This window comes from Paracoccus homiensis (genome assembly GCF_900111675.1).
Classification (GTDB): Bacteria; Pseudomonadota; Alphaproteobacteria; order Rhodobacterales; family Rhodobacteraceae; genus Paracoccus; species Paracoccus homiensis.
The window spans coordinates 209057-232995 of record NZ_FOHO01000002.1 but is presented as its reverse complement, the minus strand read 5'-3'; the positions used below and the strand labels follow the sequence as shown (position 1 = coordinate 232995).

Genomic DNA, 23939 nt, shown 5'->3' with positions numbered 1-23939 from the left:
AAGAAGGTCGTCAGGGGTTACTTGGCCTTCTTCTTAGCCTTTTTCGCCTTCTTCGTCTTGTCCTTCTTGGCCGCCGCCTTGGCCAGCGCCTTTTCCATCTTGCGGGCGGCTTTCTCGGCCTCTTTGGCGGCTTTCTTCCGGGCCTTTTCCGCAGCCTTCACTGCCTGCTTTTCGGCCTTGCGCGCGGCCTTTTCAGCCTCTTTCGCGGCTTTGCGGGCGGCCTTGTCGATCGTGGGTTTCGGCGCGGCTTCTTGTGCAGGTTTTTGCGGCGCGGGACTTTGCGTCGGGGTGACTGTGGCGGGTTCCGCAGGTTTGACCACGCGGCGCGAGCCGGTGCGAAGGTCGGTCTTGCGCGTTTCCGTGGTCTTGCGCGCCGTGGCCTGCCGCGTGGCGGGCTTGCGGCTGCGGCGCGGGGCGGCGGGTTTTGCCGCGGCCTTTGGCGCGGGTCCGGTCGGGGTGTTCGCGCTGGCCGCCGGGGACAGGCCGCGGCGGCGGCGTTCGGTGGCGGCGCGGCGCAGGGCGTTGGCGAACAGATCCGCGGCGGTCACCTGTCCATCGGTTCCCGACGCGCCTGCGCCCGCGCGGGCCTTGTCCAGATCCGCGATCAGCTTCAGCAGCGCCGCGTCGGTCAGGGCGCCGATTGCGGGTTGGCGCGATTTTTCCGCCAGATCGCGATGGGCAGTCGAAAGAAGCTCTTGTTCCAGTTTCAGATAATTCGGCATCACGGCCCTCTTGGCGCTGTCTGGCTGGTTTGGCCCAAATTGCGCGAAACGACCGGTTCCCGCAATTGAAAAGGCCCCGAAACGGGATCGGGGCCAGGGTTTTCAAGGATCTCGGACGATGCCTAGCGCGGCGGTACGGCGCTTTCGACAGGCGAGACGCCGGCGGCGGTCACCACGGTCGTGGTCGGCACACCGGCGACGGCCGCGTCACCCGCGGGGGCCACCTGGGCCTGTGCGGCATCGGCGGCCGGAATGACATAGCCTTCGGGGGTTTCGATCATCGGACCTTCGATCCGCAGGCTTTCCGCCTGGCTGCGAACCTTGACGCGGTTGCCGATCTCGGTTTCGTCGAAAAGATCCATGATGTCCTGATTGAACAGGCGGATGCAGCCGGCCGACGTCGCCTTGCCGATGGACGACGGGTCCATCGTGCCGTGAATCCGGTAATAGGTGTCACGGCCATTGCGATACAGATACAGCGCGCGCGATCCCAGCGGGTTGTTCAGCCCGCCCGGAAGCCCGCCCGCAAACTGGGCGTAAAGTTCGGGCTCGGTCCGGATCATGTTCTGCGTCGGGGTCCAGCTGGGCCAGCTTTTCTTGACCGAGATGGTGGCGTTGCCGTTGAACCCCTTGCCCGCGCGTCCGACTGCGATGCCAAAGCGCATCGCCTCGCCGTTTTCCAGAACGTCGTAGAGAACGCGCGCATAGGGATCGACGACGATGGTGCCGGGGCTCTCGGGGCCATTATAGGCCACGCGCTGACGGCTGTTGCGTTCGGTCAGATAGGCGGCGCGGACGGCAGGGATCTGAACCGGTTCGCCATTCGGGCCGATATCGGTGCGGGCTTCGTAGATCGCGGGAATACCCGAGGCAGGGGCGGTGGCGGTCGTGGTCGTCTGCGTCGGCGCGCAGGCCGCCAAACCAAGAGCAGCCGCCATCAGAAGGGGGGCGAGGCGCATCATCTGTTCCTTTTTATCGTCGAGCGCACCGGCAGAGGCGCGATCGCGGCAGCGTATTCAGGGCGAGATCACGGCACAGGGGCAGACCTGCGGCGGATTCGCGTGACATTCCATCAGGCTGTGACATCGCCCCTCGCGTCAACCCCGTGGCCCCGAAACCCTTTGGATTCGCGGAATCGCTGTTGCGTGACGGTGCCAGTCCGACAAAGTCGTCATGGCGGGGGAACGGGCCGGACGGCGGTTCGGTTTCATGGAAACATCGCTTCTGGGCGAGAAAAGTTGAACAAAGGTGACCGGGCCGCGCTTGATGGCCTGCCGGGTCGGCGCGGATGCAGGCCAGCGGGCAGGGGCGCGATGATCCTGCCAGTGAGCTTGCAGTTCCTGCGCAAAGCCTGACAAGGTGGCACAGAACCAAGCAAGGCCAGATCCCGTGACCAGCAAGGATGAGGCGCGCCCCTCGGCATTGGCGCCGTTTCGGCATCGCGATTTTCGGACGCTGTGGTCCGCGACCCTCGTGTCGAATTTCGGCGGCCTGGTGCAGGCGGTCGGGGCGGCATGGCTGATGACGCAGCTGACCGACAGCGCGACGCTGATCGCGTTGGTGCAGGCCTCGAACACCTTGCCGATCATGCTGCTGGCGCTGGCCTCGGGGGCGCTGGCCGATATTTTCGACCGCAAGACCCTGTTGCTGGCCGCGCAATGCCTGATGGCCGGGATTTCGGTGATCCTGGCGGTCGTGGCGTGGCAGGGCGGGTTGACGCCGTGGCTGTTGCTGGGCTTCACCTTTCTGATCGGGGCGGGGCAGGCGCTTTACAACCCGCCTTGGCAGGCCAGCATGCAGGATCTGGTTCCACGCAAGGATCTGGCCTCGGCGGTGACGCTGAATTCGGTCGGCTTCAACATGATGCGCAGCGTGGGACCTGCCGCCGGGGGCATCATCGTTGCCAGCTTTGGCGCGGCTGCGGCCTTTGCGGTGAATGCGCTGAGCTATCTTCCGCTTCTGGGTGCGCTTTTGCGCTGGAAGCCGCAGATCGCCCCGCGCACCGCCCCGCCCGAGGCCTTTCTGCCCGCGCTGTCGGCCGGGCTGCGCTATGTCGCGCTGTCGCCCAACCTGATGAAGGTGATCCTGCGCGGGGCGCTGTTCGGCTTTGCCGCCGTTGCGGTGCTGGCGCTGTTGCCGCTGGTGGCGAAAAGCCACCCCGAGGGCGGGTCGCTGTTGTTCGGCGGATTGCTGGGCTGCTATGGTGTCGGTGCGATCATCGGGGCGTTGCTGAACCCGCGCATCCGAACCCGGTTCAACAACGAACATATCGTGCGGCTGGCCTTTGCGGGCTTTGCCGGTGCGGCCATCGTGCTGGGTCAGACCGATCAGATCTGGCTGCATGGGCTGGCGATGCTGCCTGCGGGGGCCAGCTGGGTCCTGGCGCTGTCGCTGTTCAATGTCACCGTACAACTGTCGACGCCGCGCTGGGTCGTGGCGCGTGCCCTGGCGCTGTATCAGACCGCGACCTTCGGGGGCATGGCCGCCGGGTCGTGGATCTGGGGCGGCGTCGCGGGGGCGCAGGGGATCGGCACGGCGCTGACCATGGCGGGCGCGGTGCTGGCGTTCGGCGCAGTGGTCGGGTTCTGGTTCAAGGCGCCGGAATTCGGCACCGTCGATCTGGACCCTGTGAACCGCTTTCGCGAGCCCGAGCTGGCGCTGGATCTGCGGGGGCGGTCGGGGCCTATCATGGTGATGGTGGATTATCACATCGCCCCCGATGACGTGCAGGAGTTTCTGCGACTGATGCGGCTGCGTCGCAATATCCGGCGCCGCGACGGGGCGCGGAACTGGGCGATGCTGCGCGATCTGGAACATCCCGAGCACTGGACCGAAAGCTATCACATCGCGACCTGGGATGAATATGTCCGCCACAATCTGCGGCGCACGAAATCGGATGCCGAGGTCACCGTGGCGCTGCGCGCGCTGCACCGGGGCGACGGCGATCCGGTGGTGCATCGCATGATCGAGCGCCATGCCGTCAGTCCGCAGGACGACATCCCGCTGGTCGGCAAGATCGAGATTCCCTAGGTCATGGAAAGGGGGCTGTCCGCCCCCTCTTGGCCTGCGGCCAATTCACCCCCGAGGATATTTCGGCACATAAGATCCGGTGGTCCAGTCCTGCGGGATGCGGGGCATTGCCGCGACAAGGCGGCGCGTCGCGGGGTGATCGGGGCGGTCGATCACCTGTTGGGCGGGGCCGTCTTCGACGATGCGGCCCTTTTCCATCACCAGAACGCGGTCGGTGACACCGCGCACGACGCCCAGATCATGGCTGATGAACAGGTAGGACAGGCCGTGGCTGATCCTGAGATCGGCCAGCAGGTCGAGGACCTGGGCGCGGACACGGACATCAAGGGCGCTGACGGCCTCGTCCAGCACGATCAGCCGGGGGCGGATGATCAGGGCGCGGGCGATGGCGATGCGCTGACGCTGACCGCCCGAGAATTCGTGGATGTATTTGTCCGCATCCGCGGGGGCCAGCCCGACCTGGGACAGGACCGTTGCCACGCGGTCGCGCCAGTCGGGCGGGCGGCCGGTCAGGTGGAACGGTTCGGCGATGAGCCTTGCGACGCGCCATCGGGGGTTGAAGCTGTCGAAGGGGTCCTGAAACACGACCTGCATCTGGGCGCGCAGGGCGGGCGGCATCCGATGGCCCGCGCGGATGGTCTGGCCGTCCAGGCGGATCTGGCCCGCCTGCAGCGGATCGAGGCCCAGGATCGCGCGGGTCAGCGTGGATTTGCCGCAGCCCGATTCCCCGACCAGGCCGACGCTTTCGCCACGCCCGATGGTCAGGGTGACATCGTCGACGGCGGTCAGGCTGCCGCCGCCGGGCAGGCGGTAGTCACGGCGGGCCTCGCGGATGCTGAGCAGGGGCGCGTCGTCGCGGCGCGGCGTGGCGCGTGCGGGTGCGTGCCGCGAGGCTGCGAACAGGTCGCGGGTATAGGGGTGCGACTGGGTGCGAAACAGGGCCTCGGTCCTGTCGGCTTCGACGATGCGGCCGGATTTCATCACCACGACCCGATCGGCAAGGCCTGCGACCACGGCAAGATCATGGGTGATCAGCAGCAGCGCCATGCCTTCGTCGCGCACCAGATCCCGCAGCAGGTCCAGTATCGGCGCCTGCGTGGTCACATCCAGCGCGGTCGTCGGTTCATCCGCGATCAGCAGATCGGGGCGTTCGGCGATGGCCAGCGCGATGGCGACACGCTGACGCTGACCGCCCGACAGCTGATGCGGGAAAAGCGTCAGCGGAAAGCGCGGCGCGGGCAGGCCGACGCGGTCCAGTCGTTCGCGGGCCCGCTGCAGCGCGGCGGCACGGTCCAGATCGTGGTGGATGCGCAGGACCTCGGCCACCTGATCGCCGATCGTCATCAGCGGGTTCAGCGCGGTCATCGGTTCCTGGAAGATCATGCTGATGCGGCGGCCGCGGATGCGGCACATCTGACGTTCGGGCATTGCGGTCAGGTCGGTCCGGTCCAGAGTGATCCGGCCCTGCACCCGTGCGCGCGCGGGCAGAAGGCGCATCAGGGCCAGCGCGGTCATGGATTTGCCCGATCCGCTTTCGCCGACCAGCCCGGTGATCAGGCCGGGCGACAGGTCCAGATCGATATCGCGCAGGATGGGGACGTCGCCGATCGTCACCGACAGGTCGCGGACCCGGATCATCGCGTCACCCGCAGCCGCGGGTCCAGCGCGTCGCGCAGCCCGTCGCCCAGCAGGTTCAGCCCCAGCACGGTCAACACGATGCACAGGCCGGGGATGATCGCGACATGCGGGGCCAGCGTGACCATGGTCTGCGCCTCGGCCAGCATGCGCCCCCAGCTGGGCGTGGGTGGCTGTGCGCCAAGGCCTACATAGGACAGCCCGGCCTCGGCCAGGATCCCGAGGCTGAACTGGATGGTGCCCTGCACGATCAGCAGGTTGGCGATGTTGGGCAGGATATGCTGCAGGCTGATCCGGGCGCGGCCCTTGCCCGACACCTCGGCCGCGCGGATATAGTCCAGCGTCCAGATCGGCAGCGCCCCCCCTCGCGTGACGCGGGCAAAGACCGGAATGTTGAAGATGCCGATGGCAATGATCGCGTTCACGGCCGAAGGGCCGAAGACCGCAGTGATCAGGATGGCAATGACGAGGCTGGGAAAGGCGAAGATCAGATCGTTGCCCCGCATGACGACCTCGTCCAGCCAGCCGCCGCGATGGGCCGCGGCCAGAAGGCCCAAGGGCACGCCCAATCCCATGCCGATGCCCACCGCCACCAGCGCCACCGCGATCGAGACCTGTGCGCCCAGCATCACCATCGACAGGATGTCGCGGCCGAAATGGTCGGTGCCGAACGGATGGGCTACCGACGGGGGCTGCAACTTCTGTACGATGGCCAGCTGCGTGATGTCATGAGGTGTCCAGACCAGCGACAGCGCCGCCGCCAGCAGGGCCAGCGCCGCCAGCGTGGCGCCAAGGATCAGACCGGGCTTCATCGCTGCCTCAGGCGCGGGTCGATGGCGGCGTAGGCCAGATCGACCAGAAAGGTCACCGCGATCACCGCCGCCACCAGCACCAGCACCGCGGATTGCACCACGATCAGGTCGCGCTGGCTGATGGCCTGGAAGATCAGGCGGCCCAGACCCGGCAGGTAGAACACGTTTTCAATGATGATCGCCCCCGCCAGAAGGAAGGAAAACTGCATCCCCATGATTGTCAGCACCGGGATCATCGCATTGCGCAGCGCGTGACGCCGCAACGTCTGGCCGGCGCTGAGTCCCTTGGCGCGTGCCGTGCGGATGTAATCCTGGCCCTGTTGCTCGATCAGGGCCGACCGCAGGACCCGCGCCAGGATCGCCGCCTGCGGCAGCGCCAGCGCGATGGCCGGCAGGATCAGCGATTTCAGCGCGGCGACGGGATCGCCCCATCCGGCGAACCCGCCCGCGGGCAGCCACCGCAGCTTGACCGCGAAGATCAGGACCAGCAGCATCGCGAACCAGAAATTCGGCAGCGCGATGCCCAGCTGCGTGCCGCCCATTACCGCAACATCGCCCGCGCGTCCGCGCCGCGATGCCGCAAACAGCCCGACCGGAAAGGCGACCGCCGCCGCCAGCACCAGCGCCATCAGCGCCAGTGGCAGCGAAACCTGCATCCGGTCCCGGATCATCCCGGCCACCGGCGTCTTGTAGGTCAGGCTTTGCCCGAAATCGCCCTGCAACAGCGCCCCGACCCAGGTCAGATAGCGCAGCGGCCAGGGCTGGTCCAAGCCCATCTGCTGACGCAGCGCGGCGACGGTTTCGGGCTGCGCACCGGTGCCCAGCATGAAGCTGGCCGGATCGCCGGGCACCAGCGTGACCACGGCAAAGATCAGGACCGAGGCCGCCACAAGGCCTAGCCCCAGAGAGATCACCCGATGAAGGAGATAGCGCAACATGGAACGGACGCTAACCCCGCATGACAGAACGGTAAAGTGCCTTGCGGTCGGGCCTGTCATCGCCATGATGCCGGCAAGGGAAAGGGAGGATCCTGATGAGATTGCAAGACAAGGTCGCCATCGTCACCGGCGGCGGCAGCGGGTTCGGCGCGGGCATCGCGCGCAAATTCGCGGCCGAGGGGGCAAGGGTCGTGGTCGCGGATATCAATGGCGAGGCCGCTGCCGGGATCGCCGATCAGCTTGGCGGCATGGCGGTACAGGCCGATGTCTCTGATGCCGACAGCGTCCGCGCAATGGTCGCCGATGTCACACAGCGGTTCGGGCGCATCGACATCATGGTCAACAATGCGGGCGTCACCCATCTGCCCGGTCCCATGGAGGAGATCACAGAAGATGATTTCGACCGGGTCATGGCGGTCAATTGCAAGTCGATCTACCTGATCGCCCGCGAGATCGTGCCGCTGATGAAGCAGGCCGGTACGGGGGCGATCGTGAATGTGGCCTCGACGGCGGGGGTGTCGCCCCGGCCCAATCTGAACTGGTACAATGCCTCGAAAGGGTGGCTGATCACCGCGACCAAGGCGATGGCGGTCGAACTGGCTCCGTTCGGCATTCGCGTCAACGCGCTGAACCCGGTCGCCGGGGAAACCCCGCTGCTGAAAAGTTTCATGGGGCAGGATACGCCCGAAATTCGCGCCAAGTTTCTGTCCACTATTCCCATCGGCCGCTTTTCGACGCCCGAGGATATGGGAAATGCCGCATGTTTTCTGGCCTCGGACGAGGCGTCGATGATTACCGGTGTCGCGATGGAGGTCGATGGCGGTCGCTGCATCTGATTCGCCACGATTTCCCTATGATCTGCACATTTGCCATCACGCGGGCGGGCCCGCGTGGCTGGCCACCGGGACGATGCGATCCCCGCGGCTTTTCGAATTCGGTGCTTCAATGGATATTCAGAAGCCGTGCTTGATAGAAACTGCGTCATTATTCACTGATAATTTGTCGGGCCGATAATTAAAGCATGACAATATAATCTTCGGCCACGCGATATGGTTCATGGCAGAATATTTCCCCTGATGCATGAAAGGGGGGTGCCATGCCTACGATCAACAGTTCGACCACCATCGCGATGGATGGGGTGACGCCAATCTCGGTCGGGGGGACCGAATATTACCAGTGGTTCGACCAATGGCTGGACGGCGCGTTTTTCTATTCACCCAGCGTCGGGCCATTGCTGACCGTCGAGATGACCGGGGACTGGAACAGTTCGATCCTTCGGGCGTCCGGCTCGCTTGGGTTGCGGATCGCGGATAGCGCAGCGGGAAGTCGCAGGCTGGACGCGATCCTGTGCCGCAATGACGTCAAGGATGTCATATCGCTGACCAATACACGCGCCGAGATCATCGACACCAGCGGCGGGCATGACAACATCACCGTGAACGGAAATTTCTGGGTTGCGCTGATTTCCGCGGGCGATGGCAATGATGTCGTCACGCTGAACAGCACGAACTGGCTGGGTACGGTCGATCTGGGCGATGGCCGCGACAGGCTGGTGGTCAATGATCGCGGGGCAGGGGTCGAGTCCATTAAGTCGCTGGATGGCAATGACACCATCACCGTCCGCAGCGAGGCGGGCCGGATATCGACCGGCGACGGCGCGGATCTGATCACGACCGGTGCGAACTGGATCGGCGTGATCGATGCGGGGCGCGGCATGGATCGCGTCGTGCTGAACAAGGGCGGCGCCGACTATGTGCATCTTGGGCATGATGCCGACACGCTGATCTTCAAGATGCAGGCCGATGCGGGGCATCGGGTCATCGTGAATGGCGGCGGCAGCACCTCTGGCCCGGCACATCGCGACAGCGACACGGTGAACATGGCGGCATTCAGGGTCGCCATTCATGCCGATCTGGACAGCGGCAAGGTCGATACCGCCCGCGGGCGGCTGGAACTGCGCGACATCGAACATCTGATCGGCGGATCGCGAAACGATGTGCTGATCGGCAATTACGACAACAATCGCCTGGCCGGGGGGGCGGGCCGCGATGTCGTGATGGGCGGCGAGGGGGCGGATACGCTGATCGGCGGGCTGGGTGCCGATCATTTCCGCTTTCGCGACGATTTCGATGCCCGCGCCGACCGGGTCATGGATTTCAGGCGCGGACAGGGCGACAAGATCGACCTGCGTCAGGTCGATGCCAATGAGGGCCGGGGCGGCGATCAACGGTTCGAGTTCATCGGCCAGCGCCGTTTCAGCGGCGATGAGGGCGAACTGCGCTATGTCCGCGCCAATGGCGAAACCCGGATCCTTGCCGATGCCGATGGCGACCGGCGGGCCGAACTGACCATCATCCTGGACGACGCGATGAACATGCTGATGCGCGACTTCTTCCTGTAAGGCGCCGCGCGACGGGTCACAGCTCGTCGCGCCAGCGGTTCACCAGCGGATAACGGCGGTCCAGCCAGAAAGCCTTGGTCGAGATGCGCGGACCCGGCGCCGCCTGATAGCGTTTCCATTCGCTGATATACAGCAGCTTTTCGACCTTGCGCACCGTGTCGGCGTCAAAGCCCTGCGCAACCAGATCCTTCAGCGCCAGATCCTTTTCGACCAGACCTTCCAGGATCGCGTCCAGCACCTCGTAGGGGGGCAGTGAATCCTCGTCCTTCTGGTCGGGGCGCAACTCGGCCGAGGGGGGCTTGCTGATGATCTGCGGCGGGATCACCTCGCCCTTGGGGCCCATCATCCAGTCGCGGTGATTGGCGTTGCGCCAGCGGCTGGTTTCGAACACCCGCGTCTTGTACAGGTCCTTGATCGGGTTATAGCCGCCCGCCATGTCGCCATAGATCGTCGCATAGCCGACCGCGACCTCGGATTTGTTGCCGGTGGTCAGCAGCATTTCGTTGAACTTGTTCGACAGCGCCATCAGCATGACACCGCGCAGGCGGGACTGGATGTTTTCCTCGGTGACGTCGGGTTGTGTGCCCTCCATCAGATGGGCCAGCGCCCCCGACACCGCGTCGCGCGCGCCGTCGATCTTGACCGTGTCCAGCCGCGTGCCCAGCCGGGTGGCGCAATCGGCGGCGTCATCCAGACTGCCCTTTGACGTATATTCCGACGGCAGCATGACGCAGCGCACGTTTTCCGGGCCGATGGCATCGGCGGCGATGGTGGCGACCAGCGCGGAATCGATGCCCCCCGACAGGCCCAGAACGACCTTCCGGAAGCCCGACTTGCGCAGATATTCCCGCAGGCCCAGCATCATCGCGTGGTAATCCTGTTCCCAGGCATCGGGCTGTGGGGCCATCAGGCCGGGCTGGGCCTGCCAGCCTTCGGCGGTGCGGATGAAATCTACATGTTCGACCGCCTCCTGGAAGGGGGGCAGTTGCACGACCTTCTTGCCGCCGGGGTTCAGCACGAAGCTGGCGCCGTCGTAAAGCTGATCGTCCTGCCCGCCGACCATGTTCACATAGACCAGCGGCAGGCCGGTTTCGACCACGCGACCGACCATATGGCCCATGCGCAGGTCCAGCTTTTCGCGGTGATAGGGGCTGCCATTCGGCACCACCAGAATCTCGGCCCCGGTTTCGGCCAGGGTTTCGGCCACGTCGGGATACCAGCTGTCCTCGCAGATCGGGCTGCCGATCCGGGCGTCGCCCACGACATAGGGGCCGCTGATCGGGCCGCTGTCGAACAGGCGCAATTCATCGAAAAGCTGCTTGAAGGGCAGGTGATGTTTCAGCACCCGCGCCACCAGCTTGCCATCGCGGAACACGAAATAGGCGTTGTACAGCTTGTCGCCTTCGCGCCAGGGGCCGCCGATCCCGATGGCCGGGCCGCCGGTCAGCGACTGGCCCAGTTCCATGACCGCCGCGACGGCCTGTTCGGTAAAGGCGGCCTTCAGGACCAGATCCTGCGTCTGGTAGCCGGTGATGAACATTTCCGGCAGCGCGACCATGTCGGCCCCGGCGTCGCGTGCGGCCTGCCAGGCGTCGCGTGCCTTTTGCGCGTTGCCACGCAGGTCGCCGACGGTGGCGTTCAACTGGGCGATTGTCAGGCGAAAGCGGTCGGACATGGCGGGACCCCGTATGATTGCGCGCCCAGTGATAGGGGATCATTCCTGAAAGGAAAAGTCGGGCTTTGCGCAGCGCCGCGCTTGCGATAGACCAAGGGCAAAAGGCGAAGGGCACGGGCGATGAAACGGGCAGCGACAAAAGCAGGCATATTGGCGTTCGGGCTGATGGCAGGTTTGACCGCGGCCGAGGCGCAGGTCATCACCAAGCAATATGACGATGGCGGCGTCTACGAAGGCACGTTCCGCAACGGGCGTCAGCACGGGCAGGGCAGCTATGTGCTGCCCAACGGCTATCGCTACGAGGGCGACTGGGTCGAGGGCCAGATCATGGGGCAGGGCCGCGCCGAATTTCCCAATGGTTCGGTCTATGAAGGTCAGTTCGCCAAGGGCAAACCCGATGGTCAGGGCAAGATCACCTATGCCGATGGCGGCACCTATGAGGGCCAGTGGGTCGCGGGCGAAATCGTCGGCGAGGGCGTGGCGAATTATGCCAATGGCAGCAGCTATCAGGGGCAGTTCGTCAAGGGGTTGCATCAGGGCAAGGGGGTGCTGACCCAGCCCAACGGCTATCGCTATGAAGGTGACTGGAAGGCCGGGGTCAAGGAAGGTCAGGGCAAGATCACCTATCCCGACGGGGCCGTCTACGAAGGTGGAATGCTGGCCGGCCAGCGCGCCGGGCGTGGCAAGCTGACCATGGCGGACGGGATGGTCTATGACGGTATCTGGGCTGCCGGGCAGATGTCGGGCAGCGGGGTTCTGGTGCAGGCCTCGGGCGACAAGTATGACGGTCAGATGCAGAACGGCAAACGCGAGGGTGCGGGCATCGCGACCTATGCCAATGGCGATGTCTATGACGGTCAGTTTCAGAACGATCGCCGCCACGGCAAGGGCACGTTCACCGGCACTGACGGCTATGTCTATAGCGGCGACTGGGTCGAGGGCCGGATGGAGGGGCAGGGCCAGATCACCTATCCCGACGGCTCGGTCTATGCCGGTCAGATGCAGAACGACCGGCCCCATGGCACCGGCAAGATCACCTATCCCGATGGATCCACCTATCAGGGTGCCTGGGCCAATGGCGTGATCGAGGGCGATGGCAAGGCCACCTATGCCAATGGCATGGTCTATGAGGGCAGCTTCAGGAATGCCCGCAATCACGGCCAGGGCCGCATGTCCTATCCGGACGGCTACACCTATTCCGGTGCGTGGCAGGACGGTCAGCGCCACGGCGAGGGGCAGGCCACCTATGCCGATGGCACGGTCTATACCGGTGCCTTCGTCAACGGGCTGCGCGAAGGGCAGGGCAAGCTGACCACGCCGGACGGCTTTGTCTATGAAGGCGGCTGGAAGGGGGGCGAGATCGACGGCGACGGTGTCGCGACCTATGCCAATGGCGACCGCTATGAAGGCAGCTTCGAGATGGGCAAGCGGCAGGGGCAGGGCGTCATGCGCTATGCCACGGGTCAGGTCGCATCGGGTGAATGGCAGGACAATCGGTTGATCCAGTCCGACGAGGGCACCGAAACCGCGCCAGATGACGGCGCCGCGGCCCCGGCCCTGCCGTCCGAGGCGGCGGCGAACTGATGCCCTTGCCTGCGGCCCCGAACCGGACGGCGCGGCCATGACCGATTTCGTGGCCGAGCTGCAATTGCTGGCCAATGACGCGGCCGAACTGGCGCAGTGCAATCGCCGCCTGCCACCCGAACAGCGCGCCGCCTGGGGCAAGGCGTTGCTGGAAGATTCGCTGGATCTGCACCGTCAGGCGCAGCGCGGCGACTGGCATGCCCCGCGTCTGCGCCGCGACTAGGCCGGATCAGCGGACCTGCAGATTGATCGGCAATTGAAAGCTGTAGCTGGCATCGCCAAGCCCCGCCGGGGCGGCGGGACAGCGCCCGGCCCGTTTCGCCGCGTTGACCGCCGCCTGATCCAGTTGCGGAACGCCTGACGAACCGGCGACGCCGACGCCCTGCACGGCGCCGTTGCGCCCGATGCGCAGGGACAGCGTGACACGCCCGCCCTGACGCACCCCGCGCGGGGCCGCGGCGCGGCGGCTGATGCAATTGCGGATCTGCCCCCCCCATTGCGACATCAGGCTGGCCTGCTGTCTGGCCGACAGGGCCTGTCCGCCGCCACCGCCCCCGGCAGACCGCTGGGTCGCGCTGCCGCCGGCGCCGCCACCGCTTTGGGCGGCACGCTGTTGCTGGGCGGGTTGCGCCTTTGGCGCAGGCTGCGGATCGGGCTTGGCCGCGCGTTTGGGTTGCTGGGCCTGCGGCTTGGGTCGCGCCGGGCGGTTCAGCGGCCGTTCCGACGCCTGCAGCGCCAGATCGGATTGCGGTTCGACCGGGATTTTGGGCGGATCAAAGCTTTGCAGCTCCGGCAGTTCGGGGGGCGTGACCTGCGGCTGATCGGGCGGCGGTTCGGGCAGATTCGGACGCACGGGGACGACCTCGGGCGTTGCGATCGGCGCGGGCGTCATCGCCGCCATCTGCGGGGCGCGGTCCGCTGTGGGGGCGGGGTCGGGCTGGGTGACATCCTCGGGCGTTTCCAGTTCCGACACCTCGGCGGCCTCGGGCGGGGTTTCCCATGCCGCGATCAGTTCGGCCATCTGGCCCGATCCTGCCGACAGCGCAGCCGGGGGCGCATCCATCGGCGCACCGCTGGCCAGTTCGTCAGGCAGCATCAGCGCCGCGGCCGAGACATGCAATGCCGCCGCGATGGTCACGAAGCCGCCGATTTCCCATGCTCGCCGCATTGGCCTAGCCTCCGTTCACGACCAGTTGCGCCCCCGCCTCGCGGGCGGCCCGCAGGCGTTTCAGCAGGGCCGCGACGGTCGTCGCCTCGACCGCGCCATCGGCCCGGATTTCCAGTGGCTGCGCCGGATCGCCCGCCTCGATCAGCGGCCAGACATCCTCGCCGCGCGCCGCGTTATAGGCCAGCTCGCCCGTGGCCGAGACATACAGCACATCCTGATCCCGCGCGGCCTGATCGGCGGCGCTGTCGGGGGGCGTGACCTCGAACGGGGTGGGCGGCGCGATCTGCGCGGTCAGCAGGAAGAACACCAGCAGCAGGAACACGACATTGATCATCGGGATGATCGTTTCGCCTTTCTGGCGGCGGCGGGGCATCTGGATCTGCATGGCTTATTCGACCAGGATGATGTTGCCGAACCCGGCGACGGTCAGCGCATCCATGACGCTGACGACGCGTTGCAGATCGGCGCCGTCGCGGGGGCGCAGGATCACCGCGCCGCCATCGTCGGGCATCAGCGGGCGCAACGCATCGGGCAGATCCGTCTGCGCGGTTTCAACGCCGTTCAGCAGCACCGCATCGGGGGCCACGTCGATCAGGCGCGGTGCGCCCTGCCATTCGCTGCCTGCCCCCTCGGCACCGCCCGCGATGGGCAGGACCGCGTCCAGCCCAAAGCGCGAGGACAGCATGAAGAAGATCAGCAGCAGAAAAACGACGTCGATCATCGGCGTCAGCGACATCCGGCGGGGATGCCGCCGGGGGCCAAGGCTGAAGCCCGGCTGGTTCATTCCGCGGCCTCCAGATGGCGCTGCGGGGTTGCCGGTGCATCGGCCGCCTTCACGAAGATGCGCGTCGCCAGATCCTCCAGATCCGCCTGCAACCGATCCGAGATCGATTCGAACCAGCTAAGCGCGACGCCTGCCGGAATTGCGACGGCCATGCCGGCGGCGGTCGTCAACAGCGCCTCCCAGATACCGCCGGCAAGGGCCGAGGGATCGGCGCGGCTGCCTGCCTCTTGCAAGACCTGAAAGGCCGAAATCATGCCCAGAACCGTGCCCAGCAGGCCCAGAAGCGGGGCGATGGTGGCGATCAGTTCCAGGATCCGCAGCCCTTCGCGCGACCGGTACAGCGCCTGACGGGCGACGCGGGTGGTTTCCTCGCGGGCGGTGGCTTCGTCGATCGCGGGATCCAGCATCGTGCCGATCGCCGCCTGTGCGACCCGCGCCCGTGCCGAGGGGCGGCCCTTGACCTGTGCCAGCGCTTCGGCGCGGCGGCCCTGCCCCCAAAGGTCGACGGCGCGGCGCGAATGCGTGCCGCCCCAGACGCCCTGATGCCATAGCGACAGGACTTTCCACAGCGTGACGGCCAGCGTGATGACCGACAACAGCGCGATCAGCCACATCGTCCAGCCGCCATCGCGGATCATGCCAAACAGCGGCAGCGCACCGAGGGCAGAGGAAAACTGGGTCATCGGGGTGGCTCCTTCAGGCTGGTGGCGCAGCGGCAGGTCGACCGCATCGCGGCCTTTCATGACGTGGCGCTAAATAATCCGACTAAAGATGTCAAGTAATGGCCCCGGAATTCGCTTGCCGCCCAAGACTAGCATGTCCAAGAAGGAAGCATGATGCAAAAACCGCCCGCAGTGATCCTTGCCGGAGGCCGGTCGTCGCGCATGGGTGGCGGCGACAAGGGGCTGTTGCCCTTTGGTGCGGGCTGCCTGCTGACGCATGTACAGGCTCGGCTGGCAGGGCAGGCGGGGCGGGTCGCGCTGAACGCCAATGGCGATCCGGCGCGCTTTGCCGATCTGGGGCTGCCGGTGCTGCCCGACAGCCTGCCCGATCAGCCCGGTCCGCTGGCGGGGGTTCTGGCTGCGCTGGACTGGGCCGCGGGACTTGGTGCGGCATCGGTGCTGACCGTGGCGGGCGATACACCGTTCCTGCCGCCCGACCTGACCGCCCGCCTGTCCGGCGTCGGCGGGCTGGCATTGGCAGCCAGCCCTGACGATCGGGGCGTGCTGCGCGATCATCCGACGATCGGATTGTGGCCCACGGGGCTGCGCCATGATCTGCGCGACTGGCTGAGTGCGGGGCAACGGCGTGTGCGCGGGTTCACGCAGGCGCATGGCGCGACGCGTGTGATCTGGCCCGCCGGTTTTGTCGATCCGTTCTACAATGTGAACACGCCCGCCCAGCTGGATCACGCCCGGTCGATCCTGTCGCGTCACGATCTGCCCTAAGGCGCCACCGCCAACAGATTTTTCTGTTCACATGCAACCATTTGCGTATTTGCGGTTTATGATGTGATATCGATCAGGTTTTTTCGAGAGGATTTGTCATTTTCCTGCATCAGTTTCCTCTCGTCGTCCGTGTGTTCCCATACCCAGCAGGAGAACGCATGTGACGATTACCGTGAAGCCCATCCGTCCCACCCCGTTGCGCCGCAAGATCGCCGTGATCGGCAGCGGCATTTCCGGCCTTGGCGCGGCATGGCTGCTGGACCCGCATCATGACGTGACCCTGTTCGAGGCCGAGCCGCGCCCCGGCGGTCATGCCCGCACGGTGCAGGTCGGCAAGACGGCGGTCGATACCGGCTTTATCGTCTGCAATCGCCGGACCTATCCGCTGTTCATGCCGCTGCTGGATCATCTGGGCGTGGCGACCGGCCCTTCGGACATGACCTTTTCCGCCAGTTTCGGGGGCGGGCGCTATGAATACGGCACCGGAAACACGCGGGCGCTGTTCGCGCAGCCGCGTCGGGCGATGGATCCGCGCCATCTGCTGATGCTGCGCGACATCCTGCGCTTTTTCCGGCAGGCGATGGCCTATCAGGGCAGCGGGCTTAGTCTTGGCGACATGCTGGAACAGCTGCGGCTGGGCGATGATTTCCGCGATCTGTTCCTGCTGCCGATCTCGGGGGCGATCTGGTCCACGCCCTCGGGGGGCATGATGGATTTCCCGGCGGCCAGCTTTGTTCGGTTCTTTGACAATCACGGGCTGCTGTCGGTCAGCGGTCAGCCGGAATGGCGCACCGTCGCCGGCGGGTCGCGCGCCTATGTTCAGGCGATCCTGTCGCGGCTTCAGGGCCGGGTGCGGCTGGGGGCGCCGGTGTTCAAGATCCTGCGCGACGACGAGGGTGTGACCGTCGTCAGCCCGCATGGCCCACAGCGATTTGACCGCGTGGTCATCGCGACCCATGCGCCACAGGCGCTGGCGATGCTGGACCATCCCGACCACGAGGAAGAACAGATCCTGCGCAGGTTCCGCACCCAGCCGAACCGCATGGTGCTGCATTCCGATGAACGCTTCATGCCGCGCCGCAAGGCCGCCTGGGCCGCGTGGAATTACATCACCGAGGCGCGTCGCCCCGATCCGAACGCGCCGATCAGCCTGTCCTACTGGATGAACAGGTTGCAGAACCTGACGACCGACAAGCCCCTGATCGTGACCTTGAACCCGGAATCCGAACCGCGCGACATTCATGATCAGGCAATGCTGGATCACCCGCTGTTCGACGAGGCGGCAATCCGGGCGCAATCGCGTCTGCCCTCGATTCAGGGGCGGGGCGGGGTGTATTATGCCGGGGCGTGGACCCGCTATGGGTTTCACGAAGACGGGCTGCTGTCGGCCCTGCGGGTCGCGCAGGCCATGGGAATCGAATGGCCCCTGGGTCAGGACCCTTGGGCGGCAGAGGCAGAGGCCGCATGACCACGACCGATCTTTGGCAGGGCGGGGTGATCGACGCACGGATCTGGCACGGGCGGCGCGGCGACCTGCCGCGCGACTTCAGATACCGTGCCACCTATCTGGCCCTGCCGGTCCGCGCCATCGATGCGGGCGATCTGCCTCTGGCAGTGGATCGCGCAGGGATCTGGTCGATCCGGCGGCGCGATTACGGGTATCGCGACGGGCGGCCGCTGTCTGATTTCATTGCCGATCTGCTGAACCCGGCAGGGCTGTCGCAGGCCAGCGACGTGACCTTGGTGACCCTGCCGCGCAGTTCCGGCTATGGGTTCAACCCGGTCAGCTTCTGGCTGTGCCGCGATCCGGGGCGCGATCTGCGGGCGGTCCTTGCCGAAGTGTCGAACACCTTTGGCGAGCGGCATCTGTATCTGTGCCATCACGACGATCTGCGGCCCATTGCGCCCGGCGACCGGCTGGCGGGGGAAAAGCTGTTCCATGTCTCGCCCTTCCTGCCGCGATCGGGGGGCTATCGTTTCCGGTTCGATACCGGGCCGGGGCGTTTCGGCGCCTGGGTGGATTGGACCGCCGCCGATGGCAGCCGCAGCCTTGGCACCTCGATGGTGGGGCCTGCGCGCGATCTGGACGGGTCCAGCATCCGGGGCGCGGCCTTGCGCCATCCGTTTCAGTCCCAGAAAGTGATGGGGTTGATCCATCTACAGGCGGCACGACTGTTTGCGCGCGGCGCCAGATACCGCAGCAAGCCGGTGCAACTGTCGCGGCGCAGCTCGACCGCAAGCGGCAGGGCCGCAAATGAACAGGGCGATGTCAGGGGGTAGGCATGATCTTTCAACAGAAGCTGCAGCAGGAATTCCTGAAAACCGCCGAGGGTGTGCGCAAGGGCGTGCTGACCATCGAAACGCCCGAAGGCAGGATCCACCGCTTTGGCGGGGTCGAACCCGGCCCCGATGCGACGCTGATCCTGCATGACTGGCGGACCATCCCGGCGCTGGCGGCGCGGGGCGATATCGGCCTGACCGAAGCCTATCGCGACGGCTGGTGCGACACCCCGAACCTAGAGGCGCTGCTGACGCTGGCGCTGCTGAACGAGGATGTGCTGGACAGCTATATCTACGGGCGGCGCATCTACGGCATGGCCGCGCAGGTGCTGTATCTGTTCAACCGCAACACCAGATCCGGATCGCGTCGCAACATCGCGGCCCATTACGATCTGGGCAATGATTTCTATCGGCTGTGGCTGGATCCGACGATGACCTATTCCTCGGCGCTGTATGCGCCGGGCGATGATCTGGCCGGGGCGCAGACGCGCAAATATGACCGGATCATCGATGCTTTGGGCACCAGTTCGGGGCGCTTGCTGGAAATCGGTTGCGGCTGGGGCGGGTTCGCCGAACGGGCGCTGGCACGCGGCGATTTTGCGCCCAAGGGGCTGACTCTGTCGACCGAGCAGGCCGAATATGCCCGCAACCGTCTGGGCACCGGCGCCGAGATCGCGCTGCAGGATTACCGCGACGAACAGGGCAAGTTCGATCATATCGTTTCGATCGAGATGTTCGAGGCGGTGGGCGAAAAATACTGGCCCACCTATTTCGGCAAGCTGGGGCAGGCGCTGGCCCAAGGCGGGCGGGCGGTGGTGCAGGTCATCACCGTGGCCGACCATTATTTCGACCGCTATCGCAAGGGCGGCGACATGATCCGCAGCTTCATCTTTCCCGGTGGCATGCTGCCCGCGCCGCAGCGTTTCGTGGCCGAGGCCAATCGCGCCGGGCTGGCGGTGCAGGACGCCTTTGGCTTTGGCCGCGATTACGCCCGGACGCTGCGCGAATGGCTGCGCCGGTTCGACGAACAACTGCCCGAGATCCGCAAGCTGGGCTTCGATGATCGCTTTGTCCGGGTCTGGCGGTTCTATCTGGCCGCCTGCGCCGCCTCGTTCGAGGTCGGGCGCACCGATGTCGTGCAATATCAGCTGGCCCATGCCTAGGCCGGTCTCGGGTCCGGCGCGCTTCGACTGCCTGACCTATGGCGCGCTGGCGGCCCCTTTGGCGGTGGGCGGGCTGCCGATCTATATCCACGCGCCCGATTACTATGCCGCCGAGATGGGGGTGGGGCTGGCCGCACTGGGCGCGGTTCTGGGCGTGCTGCGGATCATCGATGCGGTGCAGGATCCGGTTGTCGGCTGGGCGGGCGATTGCTGGCCGGGGCGGCGGCCGGCGATGATCCTGCTGGGCGCGGTACTGCTGTCCGTGGGGGTGGCGGGGCTGTTCCTGCCGCCGGCGGCACCCGTGCTGATATGGTTTGCGGCGATGATGGTGCTGGCAAGTTTTGGCCATAGCCTGATTTCGGTCAATCTGATGACGTTCGGCGGGCTGTGGCGCAGCGATCCTGCTGCCAAGGCCCGGATCAGCGGCACGCGCGAAGGGCTGGGCCTGATCGGACTGATCATCGCGGTGGCGCTGCCCGCGCTGCTGGCCCCCGGCATGGGGCGAGGGGCGGCGCTTCTGGCGCTGGCGGCGGTGCTGATCATGGGGTTGGCCGCGACGATCCCGCTGTTCCTGCGCTGGCAGCAATCCGCCCGGTTGGAATTATCGCGCGTGCCGGGCCAGCCGGTCGATCTGCGCAGCCTGATCGGTTTCTTTGCGGTTGCGGCGCTGGTCCTGCTGTCGGCGGCCTTTCCGGCCGCGCTGATCCTGATGGTGGTTCGCGACCTGTTGCGGGCCGAGGCGTTGACCGGGGCCTTTCTGCTGACCTATTTCATCGCCGCGCTGCCGGGGGCCGCGCTGTCGGCATGGCTGGCGGAACGCCACGGGGCGACGCGGATCTGGGTCGCGGCACTGTGCCTGTCGATCCTTGGCTTTTCTGGCGCGCTTGGCCTGGGGGACGGGACGGTGGGCCTGTTCTTTCTTGTCTGCATTGTCACCGGGCTGACCTTCGGGGCCGATCTTGTCCTGCCGCCCGCGATCCTGTCGGAACGTCTGGGCGCGGCGAATGCGGCGGGTGCGGCGACCCGCGCCCATGCCGGGTTGGCCTTTCTGACCAAGGCGGCGCTGGCGCTGTCGGGGGCGATCGCGCTGCCGCTTCTGGCGCAGATCGGGTTTCGCCCTGCGGCGCAGAATTCGGAACAGGCGCTGGATGCTTTACGTTGGCTTTATGCCCTGTTGCCGCTGTGCCTGCGGGCGCTGGCGATCGGGCTGCTGATCTATCTGCATCGAAAGGGCCGGATGTGACCACGGGTGAACGGATCTGGATCGTCGGCGCCAGCCACGGCATCGGACGGGAACTGGCACGCCTTTACGCAAATCAGGGCGCAAGCCTGATCCTGTCGGCCCGCAACCGCGCGCCATTGGCGGAACTGGCCGATGAACTGGGTGGTGCCGATATTCAGCCGCTGGACGTGGTGGACCGCGGCAGCTTTGATGCGGCGGCGGCCAATATCGCGCTGTCGGGCAAGGTCGACCGGATCGTGCATCTGGCCGCGCTGTATGATCCGGGGCGCATCGCCGATCTGAACCCCGACAAGGCCGCGCAGATCATTCAGGTGAATCTGACCGGCAGCTTTCACATGGCCCAGATCGGGCCGACGGTGCTGCGTCCGGGCGGGCAACTGGCGCTGTGCGGATCGGTTGCCGGATATGTCGGCCTGCCGCAGGGGCAGATCTATTCCGCGACCAAGGCCGGGGTCATCAATCTGGCCGAAAGCCTGCGTGCCGAACGGTCGGATCTGGATATCCGGCTGATCTGCCCCGGATTTGTCGATACCCGCATGACGCAAAAGAACGATTTTCGCATGCCGGCCATCATCCGCCCCGAAAAGGCCGCCGAGGCCATTCGCGACGGGCTGGCCGGTCGCCGGTTCGAGATACATTTTCCGCACCGTCTGACCCGCAGCCTGAAGCTGATCCGCGCCTTGCCCTATGGGCTGTCGATGCGCCTGACCCGGCGCCTTAGCCGCGAGGATGCGTGATGAACCGGCTTCTTGCGCTTCTGGTGCTGATCGCCGCGCTGGCCTTTGCGGCCTCGCCGATGATCTTCGACAATTTCGCGGGCTATCCCCCGGACCTGTTCCCGGTGCCGCAACAGGATCCGCCGATCCAGCCGGCGGGATGGGCATTCGCGATCTGGGGGCTGATCTATGCCTGGCTGATCGCCGGGGCGGGCTATGGCCTGTGGCGCGCGGCGGATGACGACGACTGGCGCAGGGGCAGATTGCCCTTGCTGATCAGTCTGGGCATCGGGTTCTTCTGGCTGCCGACCGCCCTGCGCGCACCGGTGCTGGCGACGCTGATGATCCTTGCGATGCTGGGCTTTGCGGTGGCCGCCTTTCTGCTGGCGGGGCGGCGCGATGCTGTCTGGCAGGTGCGGCCCGCCGCGCTGTATGCGGGTTGGCTGACGGCGGCCAGCGGCGCGTCACTGGGGATCGTGCTGGGCGGTTTCGGCCTGTTGGGCGAAACGCCTGCCGCGATCCTGTGCCTGACGGGCGTGACCGCGCTGGCGCTTGCCGTTCAGGCCGCGCGACCCGCCGAAATTGCCTATCCGGCGGGGGTGATCTGGGCGCTGATCGGGATTATGGTCGCGAATGCGGGTGCGGGGAACTGGTTGGTTCTGGCCGTGGCCGCGGTTGGGGCGGGGCTTTTGGTCCTGCAAACCCTGCGCGCCCGGTCGCACGCATAGGAGGAGCATATATGCATCGTCGCCATTTTCTGGGCAGCGCGACCGTCGCCACCCTGCTGGGATCGCGGGCGGCCGCTGCCGATCAGCCCAGCTTCACCTTTCCCTCGATCGATGGTGGCCGATTGCGCACGGCGGATTGGCGCGGCAAGCCGGTTCTGGTGGTGAATACAGCCTCGCTTTGCGGGTTTTCGGGTCAGTTGCGTGACATGCAGCAGCTGCACGACACCGAAGGCAAGAAGGGGCTGGTGGTTCTTGCCGTGCCGTCGAATGATTTCAACCAGGAACTGGACGACGCCAAGAAGGTCAAGGAATACTGCACGGTCGAATATGGGATCACCCTGCCGATGACCGATATCCTTCACGTCGCCAAGGGCGATGTGCACCCCTTCTATCGCTGGGTGAAGGATCAGACCGGCTTTGCCCCGAACTGGAATTTCAACAAGGTGCTACTGGCCCCGGATGGGCGCATCATCGGCACATGGCGGTCCTTTGCCAAACCCGGCGGCGCGGGGATCCGTCAGGCCTTTTCCCCCTATCTGTCGGGCTGATCACCACGGCACCTGCTGCCCCTTCCAGTCCCAGAAGCCGCCACTGTCCTGGGGCGTCCGGTCCGCGATGACATCCAGCAGCGCACGCGCGCTGCGGCTGGCCGGGATGGTTGGATAGCGATCCGCGTATTTCGCCGTCAGCGGCGTTTTCACCGTGCCGGGATGCAGCGCCAGAAAGATACTGTCACGATTCCGGCGGCGCCATTCGATGGCGGCCGTGCGCATGATCTGGTTCTGCGCGGCCTTGGCCGCGCGATAGCCGACCCAGCCGCCCAGCCGATTATCCCCGATGGACCCGACCCGCGCCGAAAGCGAGGCAAAGACCGCCCGCCCCCGATCGCGCAGCAGCGGCGCGAAATGCCGGATCGCCAGCGCCGCTCCGGTCGCGTTCAGCGCGAATTGCGCGGCCATCGCATCGGGGTCGACGGCGTCAAAGCTTTTCTCGGGCTGGTGATCGTCGATGACCAGCGCACCGGTCGCATTGAAGATCAGGTCGAACCGCCCCGTCAGGGCATCCGCGCAGCGTGCGATCGACGGCGCATGCGTCAGATCCAGCCCATCGGCGCTGCGCGACAGGCCGATGACCGTGGCGCCGTCCTGTTCCAGCGTGGCCAACAGCGCCGCCCCGATGCCGCCCGATGCACCAAGGATCAGCGCCCGCATCAGCCCACCATCCGCGCCACGGCCAGTCCCGCCCAGGCCGACAGCCCGGTCAGAAACCCGCCCCACAGCGTATCCGCGATGACCTGTTGCCATGACCAGTCGCGCATCACGGCGAAGCTGGTGAATTCATAGGTGCCATAGCACATCAGGCCCAGCAGCACCCCGCCGAACAGCGCCTGGCCCGGTGCCGCCTGCCGCAGGGCAGGCAGCGACACGAAATACAAAAGCCCCATGATGTAGAACGCATAGAAGGCCGCCGCCGGACCCAGCCGGAACTGATCGGCCAGCAGATCTCCGATGTGACGTTCAAAAACCGGGCGGATCAGCAGCTTGATCCCGACCACGTCGACGGCAAGGAAAATCACCAATGTGGCGATATACAGGATGGCGGTCTGCATGAT

Annotated in this window: 25 protein-coding genes; 13 read left to right on the top strand and 12 right to left on the bottom strand. The window is 66.0% G+C overall.

Features of this window, described 5'->3' with window-relative positions; translation table 11 throughout:
- Positions 1-17: 17 nt before the first annotated feature.
- Positions 18-722 carry a hypothetical protein gene (locus BMX67_RS03440; RefSeq protein ID WP_090732522.1) on the bottom strand — a complete coding sequence of 235 codons (705 nt, stop codon included), beginning with the start codon at positions 720-722 and terminating at the stop codon, positions 18-20.
- A 122-nt stretch (positions 723-844) separates the two neighbouring features.
- The gene (locus BMX67_RS03435) at positions 845-1681 is read right to left on the bottom strand and encodes a L,D-transpeptidase (RefSeq protein WP_090732870.1); all 837 of its coding nucleotides are present in this window, start codon (positions 1679-1681) and stop codon (positions 845-847) included.
- Positions 1682-2111: 430 nt separating this feature from the next.
- Between BMX67_RS03435 and BMX67_RS03430 the strand changes: the two genes are divergently transcribed.
- Entirely contained in the window at positions 2112-3752 is a 1641-nt protein-coding gene (locus BMX67_RS03430; protein ID WP_090732521.1) for an MFS transporter, read from the top strand.
- A gap of 45 nt (positions 3753-3797) precedes the next feature.
- Here the strand turns inward: BMX67_RS03430 and BMX67_RS03425 are convergent, their stop codons facing one another.
- The 3 genes from BMX67_RS03425 to BMX67_RS03415 are packed head-to-tail and all read right to left on the bottom strand — an operon-like array spanning position 3798 to position 7137.
- Complete coding sequence (locus BMX67_RS03425; protein WP_090732520.1) at positions 3798-5390, bottom strand: ABC transporter ATP-binding protein; 1593 nt, start codon at positions 5388-5390, stop codon at positions 3798-3800.
- On the bottom strand, positions 5387-6199 hold the full coding sequence (locus BMX67_RS03420) for an ABC transporter permease (RefSeq protein WP_090732519.1): 813 nt from the start codon (positions 6197-6199) through the stop codon (positions 5387-5389). Before BMX67_RS03420 ends, BMX67_RS03425 begins: the two co-directional genes overlap by 4 nt.
- Positions 6196-7137 carry an ABC transporter permease gene (locus tag BMX67_RS03415; RefSeq protein ID WP_090732517.1) on the bottom strand — a complete coding sequence of 314 codons (942 nt, stop codon included), beginning with the start codon at positions 7135-7137 and terminating at the stop codon, positions 6196-6198. Before BMX67_RS03415 ends, BMX67_RS03420 begins: the two co-directional genes overlap by 4 nt.
- Positions 7138-7232: 95 nt before the next feature.
- On the opposite strand from BMX67_RS03415, the gene BMX67_RS03410 reads away from it, so the two are divergent.
- Together BMX67_RS03410 and BMX67_RS03405 are read left to right on the top strand one after the other, a co-directional pair.
- Positions 7233-7973, top strand: a complete 741-nt coding sequence (locus BMX67_RS03410) for a glucose 1-dehydrogenase (RefSeq protein ID WP_090732515.1) — start codon at positions 7233-7235, stop codon at positions 7971-7973.
- 260 nt (positions 7974-8233) lie between these two features.
- Positions 8234-9538, top strand: a complete 1305-nt coding sequence (locus BMX67_RS03405) for a calcium-binding protein (protein WP_090732514.1) — start codon at positions 8234-8236, stop codon at positions 9536-9538.
- Between the two features lie 16 nt (positions 9539-9554).
- Here BMX67_RS03405 and BMX67_RS03400 read toward each other — a convergent pair whose 3' ends face one another.
- Positions 9555-11213: an NAD+ synthase gene (locus BMX67_RS03400; protein ID WP_090732513.1), complete on the bottom strand. Its 1659-nt coding sequence runs from the start codon at positions 11211-11213 to the stop codon at positions 9555-9557.
- A 120-nt stretch (positions 11214-11333) separates the two neighbouring features.
- Between BMX67_RS03400 and BMX67_RS03395 the strand changes: the two genes are divergently transcribed.
- Positions 11334-12797, top strand: a complete 1464-nt coding sequence (locus BMX67_RS03395) for an MORN repeat-containing protein (RefSeq protein ID WP_090732512.1) — start codon at positions 11334-11336, stop codon at positions 12795-12797.
- 37 nt (positions 12798-12834) lie between these two features.
- The gene (locus BMX67_RS03390) at positions 12835-13020 is read left to right on the top strand and encodes a hypothetical protein (RefSeq protein ID WP_090732510.1); all 186 of its coding nucleotides are present in this window, start codon (positions 12835-12837) and stop codon (positions 13018-13020) included.
- 6 nt (positions 13021-13026) lie between these two features.
- On the opposite strand, the gene BMX67_RS03385 is transcribed toward BMX67_RS03390, so the two are convergent.
- From BMX67_RS03385 to BMX67_RS03370, 4 genes are read right to left on the bottom strand one after another with little or no spacing between them, the layout of a single operon-like run.
- The gene (locus tag BMX67_RS03385; protein ID WP_090732509.1) at positions 13027-13965 is read right to left on the bottom strand and encodes an energy transducer TonB family protein; all 939 of its coding nucleotides are present in this window, start codon (positions 13963-13965) and stop codon (positions 13027-13029) included.
- Between the two features lie 4 nt (positions 13966-13969).
- The gene (locus BMX67_RS03380) at positions 13970-14350 is read right to left on the bottom strand and encodes a biopolymer transporter ExbD (protein ID WP_090732507.1); all 381 of its coding nucleotides are present in this window, start codon (positions 14348-14350) and stop codon (positions 13970-13972) included.
- Positions 14351-14353: 3 nt separating this feature from the next.
- Positions 14354-14749 (bottom strand): ExbD/TolR family protein, encoded by a 396-nt coding sequence (locus BMX67_RS03375; protein ID WP_090732506.1) that lies wholly within the window; start codon positions 14747-14749, stop codon positions 14354-14356.
- Positions 14746-15492 (bottom strand): MotA/TolQ/ExbB proton channel family protein, encoded by a 747-nt coding sequence (locus BMX67_RS03370; RefSeq protein ID WP_245739148.1) that lies wholly within the window; start codon positions 15490-15492, stop codon positions 14746-14748. The genes BMX67_RS03375 and BMX67_RS03370 overlap by 4 nt, the downstream gene beginning before the upstream one ends.
- A gap of 93 nt (positions 15493-15585) precedes the next feature.
- Between BMX67_RS03370 and mobA the strand changes: the two genes are divergently transcribed.
- From mobA to BMX67_RS03330, 8 genes are all read left to right on the top strand, one after another.
- The gene (mobA, locus tag BMX67_RS03365; protein ID WP_090732503.1) at positions 15586-16197 is read left to right on the top strand and encodes a molybdenum cofactor guanylyltransferase MobA; all 612 of its coding nucleotides are present in this window, start codon (positions 15586-15588) and stop codon (positions 16195-16197) included.
- A gap of 160 nt (positions 16198-16357) precedes the next feature.
- Positions 16358-17665: an NAD(P)/FAD-dependent oxidoreductase gene (locus BMX67_RS03360; RefSeq protein WP_245739140.1), complete on the top strand. Its 1308-nt coding sequence runs from the start codon at positions 16358-16360 to the stop codon at positions 17663-17665.
- A complete protein-coding gene (locus BMX67_RS03355) occupies positions 17662-18477 on the top strand; it encodes a DUF1365 domain-containing protein (RefSeq protein ID WP_090732501.1) in 816 nt (271 codons plus the stop codon). Before BMX67_RS03360 ends, BMX67_RS03355 begins: the two co-directional genes overlap by 4 nt.
- A gap of 2 nt (positions 18478-18479) precedes the next feature.
- Complete coding sequence (locus tag BMX67_RS03350; RefSeq protein ID WP_090732500.1) at positions 18480-19640, top strand: SAM-dependent methyltransferase; 1161 nt, start codon at positions 18480-18482, stop codon at positions 19638-19640.
- Entirely contained in the window at positions 19633-20883 is a 1251-nt protein-coding gene (locus tag BMX67_RS03345; RefSeq protein WP_175479796.1) for an MFS transporter, read from the top strand. Before BMX67_RS03350 ends, BMX67_RS03345 begins: the two co-directional genes overlap by 8 nt.
- Positions 20880-21620, top strand: a complete 741-nt coding sequence (locus BMX67_RS03340) for an SDR family NAD(P)-dependent oxidoreductase (RefSeq protein ID WP_090732497.1) — start codon at positions 20880-20882, stop codon at positions 21618-21620. The genes BMX67_RS03345 and BMX67_RS03340 overlap by 4 nt, the downstream gene beginning before the upstream one ends.
- Entirely contained in the window at positions 21620-22327 is a 708-nt protein-coding gene (locus BMX67_RS03335) for a TspO/MBR family protein (protein WP_090732495.1), read from the top strand. Before BMX67_RS03340 ends, BMX67_RS03335 begins: the two co-directional genes overlap by 1 nt.
- Positions 22328-22338: 11 nt before the next feature.
- Entirely contained in the window at positions 22339-22875 is a 537-nt protein-coding gene (locus BMX67_RS03330) for a glutathione peroxidase (RefSeq protein ID WP_090732494.1), read from the top strand.
- Here BMX67_RS03330 and BMX67_RS03325 read toward each other — a convergent pair whose 3' ends face one another.
- Together BMX67_RS03325 and BMX67_RS03320 are read right to left on the bottom strand one after the other, a co-directional pair.
- A complete protein-coding gene (locus tag BMX67_RS03325) occupies positions 22876-23538 on the bottom strand; it encodes an SDR family NAD(P)-dependent oxidoreductase (RefSeq protein ID WP_090732492.1) in 663 nt (220 codons plus the stop codon).
- Positions 23538-23936: a DUF2177 family protein gene (locus BMX67_RS03320; protein WP_090732490.1), complete on the bottom strand. Its 399-nt coding sequence runs from the start codon at positions 23934-23936 to the stop codon at positions 23538-23540. The genes BMX67_RS03325 and BMX67_RS03320 overlap by 1 nt, the downstream gene beginning before the upstream one ends.
- Between the last annotated feature and the right edge of the window lie 3 nt (positions 23937-23939).

Bases quoted from the DNA above. Each gene is read 5' to 3' on its own strand.
- BMX67_RS03410 (WP_090732515.1), top strand. From the start codon at position 7,233: ATGAGATTGCAAGACAAGGTCGCCATCGTCACCGGCGGCGGCAGCGGG.
- BMX67_RS03335 (WP_090732495.1), top strand. From the start codon at position 21,620: ATGAACCGGCTTCTTGCGCTTCTGGTGCTGATCGCCGCGCTGGCCTTT.
- BMX67_RS03395 (WP_090732512.1), top strand. From the start codon at position 11,334: ATGAAACGGGCAGCGACAAAAGCAGGCATATTGGCGTTCGGGCTGATG.
- BMX67_RS03370 (WP_245739148.1), bottom strand. From the start codon at position 15,492: ATGAAAGGCCGCGATGCGGTCGACCTGCCGCTGCGCCACCAGCCTGAA.
- BMX67_RS03350 (WP_090732500.1), top strand. From the start codon at position 18,480: ATGATCTTTCAACAGAAGCTGCAGCAGGAATTCCTGAAAACCGCCGAG.
- BMX67_RS03330 (WP_090732494.1), top strand. From the start codon at position 22,339: ATGCATCGTCGCCATTTTCTGGGCAGCGCGACCGTCGCCACCCTGCTG.
- BMX67_RS03405 (WP_090732514.1), top strand. From the start codon at position 8,234: ATGCCTACGATCAACAGTTCGACCACCATCGCGATGGATGGGGTGACG.
- BMX67_RS03325 (WP_090732492.1), bottom strand. From the start codon at position 23,538: ATGCGGGCGCTGATCCTTGGTGCATCGGGCGGCATCGGGGCGGCGCTG.
- BMX67_RS03435 (WP_090732870.1), bottom strand. From the start codon at position 1,681: ATGCGCCTCGCCCCCCTTCTGATGGCGGCTGCTCTTGGTTTGGCGGCC.
- mobA (WP_090732503.1), top strand. From the start codon at position 15,586: ATGCAAAAACCGCCCGCAGTGATCCTTGCCGGAGGCCGGTCGTCGCGC.
- BMX67_RS03440 (WP_090732522.1), bottom strand. From the start codon at position 722: ATGCCGAATTATCTGAAACTGGAACAAGAGCTTCTTTCGACTGCCCAT.
- BMX67_RS03380 (WP_090732507.1), bottom strand. From the start codon at position 14,350: ATGCAGATCCAGATGCCCCGCCGCCGCCAGAAAGGCGAAACGATCATC.
- BMX67_RS03425 (WP_090732520.1), bottom strand. From the start codon at position 5,390: ATGATCCGGGTCCGCGACCTGTCGGTGACGATCGGCGACGTCCCCATC.
- BMX67_RS03375 (WP_090732506.1), bottom strand. From the start codon at position 14,749: ATGAACCAGCCGGGCTTCAGCCTTGGCCCCCGGCGGCATCCCCGCCGG.
- BMX67_RS03385 (WP_090732509.1), bottom strand. From the start codon at position 13,965: ATGCGGCGAGCATGGGAAATCGGCGGCTTCGTGACCATCGCGGCGGCA.
- BMX67_RS03390 (WP_090732510.1), top strand. From the start codon at position 12,835: ATGACCGATTTCGTGGCCGAGCTGCAATTGCTGGCCAATGACGCGGCC.
- BMX67_RS03415 (WP_090732517.1), bottom strand. From the start codon at position 7,137: ATGTTGCGCTATCTCCTTCATCGGGTGATCTCTCTGGGGCTAGGCCTT.
- BMX67_RS03420 (WP_090732519.1), bottom strand. From the start codon at position 6,199: ATGAAGCCCGGTCTGATCCTTGGCGCCACGCTGGCGGCGCTGGCCCTG.
- BMX67_RS03355 (WP_090732501.1), top strand. From the start codon at position 17,662: ATGACCACGACCGATCTTTGGCAGGGCGGGGTGATCGACGCACGGATC.
- BMX67_RS03345 (WP_175479796.1), top strand. From the start codon at position 19,633: ATGCCTAGGCCGGTCTCGGGTCCGGCGCGCTTCGACTGCCTGACCTAT.
- BMX67_RS03400 (WP_090732513.1), bottom strand. From the start codon at position 11,213: ATGTCCGACCGCTTTCGCCTGACAATCGCCCAGTTGAACGCCACCGTC.
- BMX67_RS03320 (WP_090732490.1), bottom strand. From the start codon at position 23,936: ATGCAGACCGCCATCCTGTATATCGCCACATTGGTGATTTTCCTTGCC.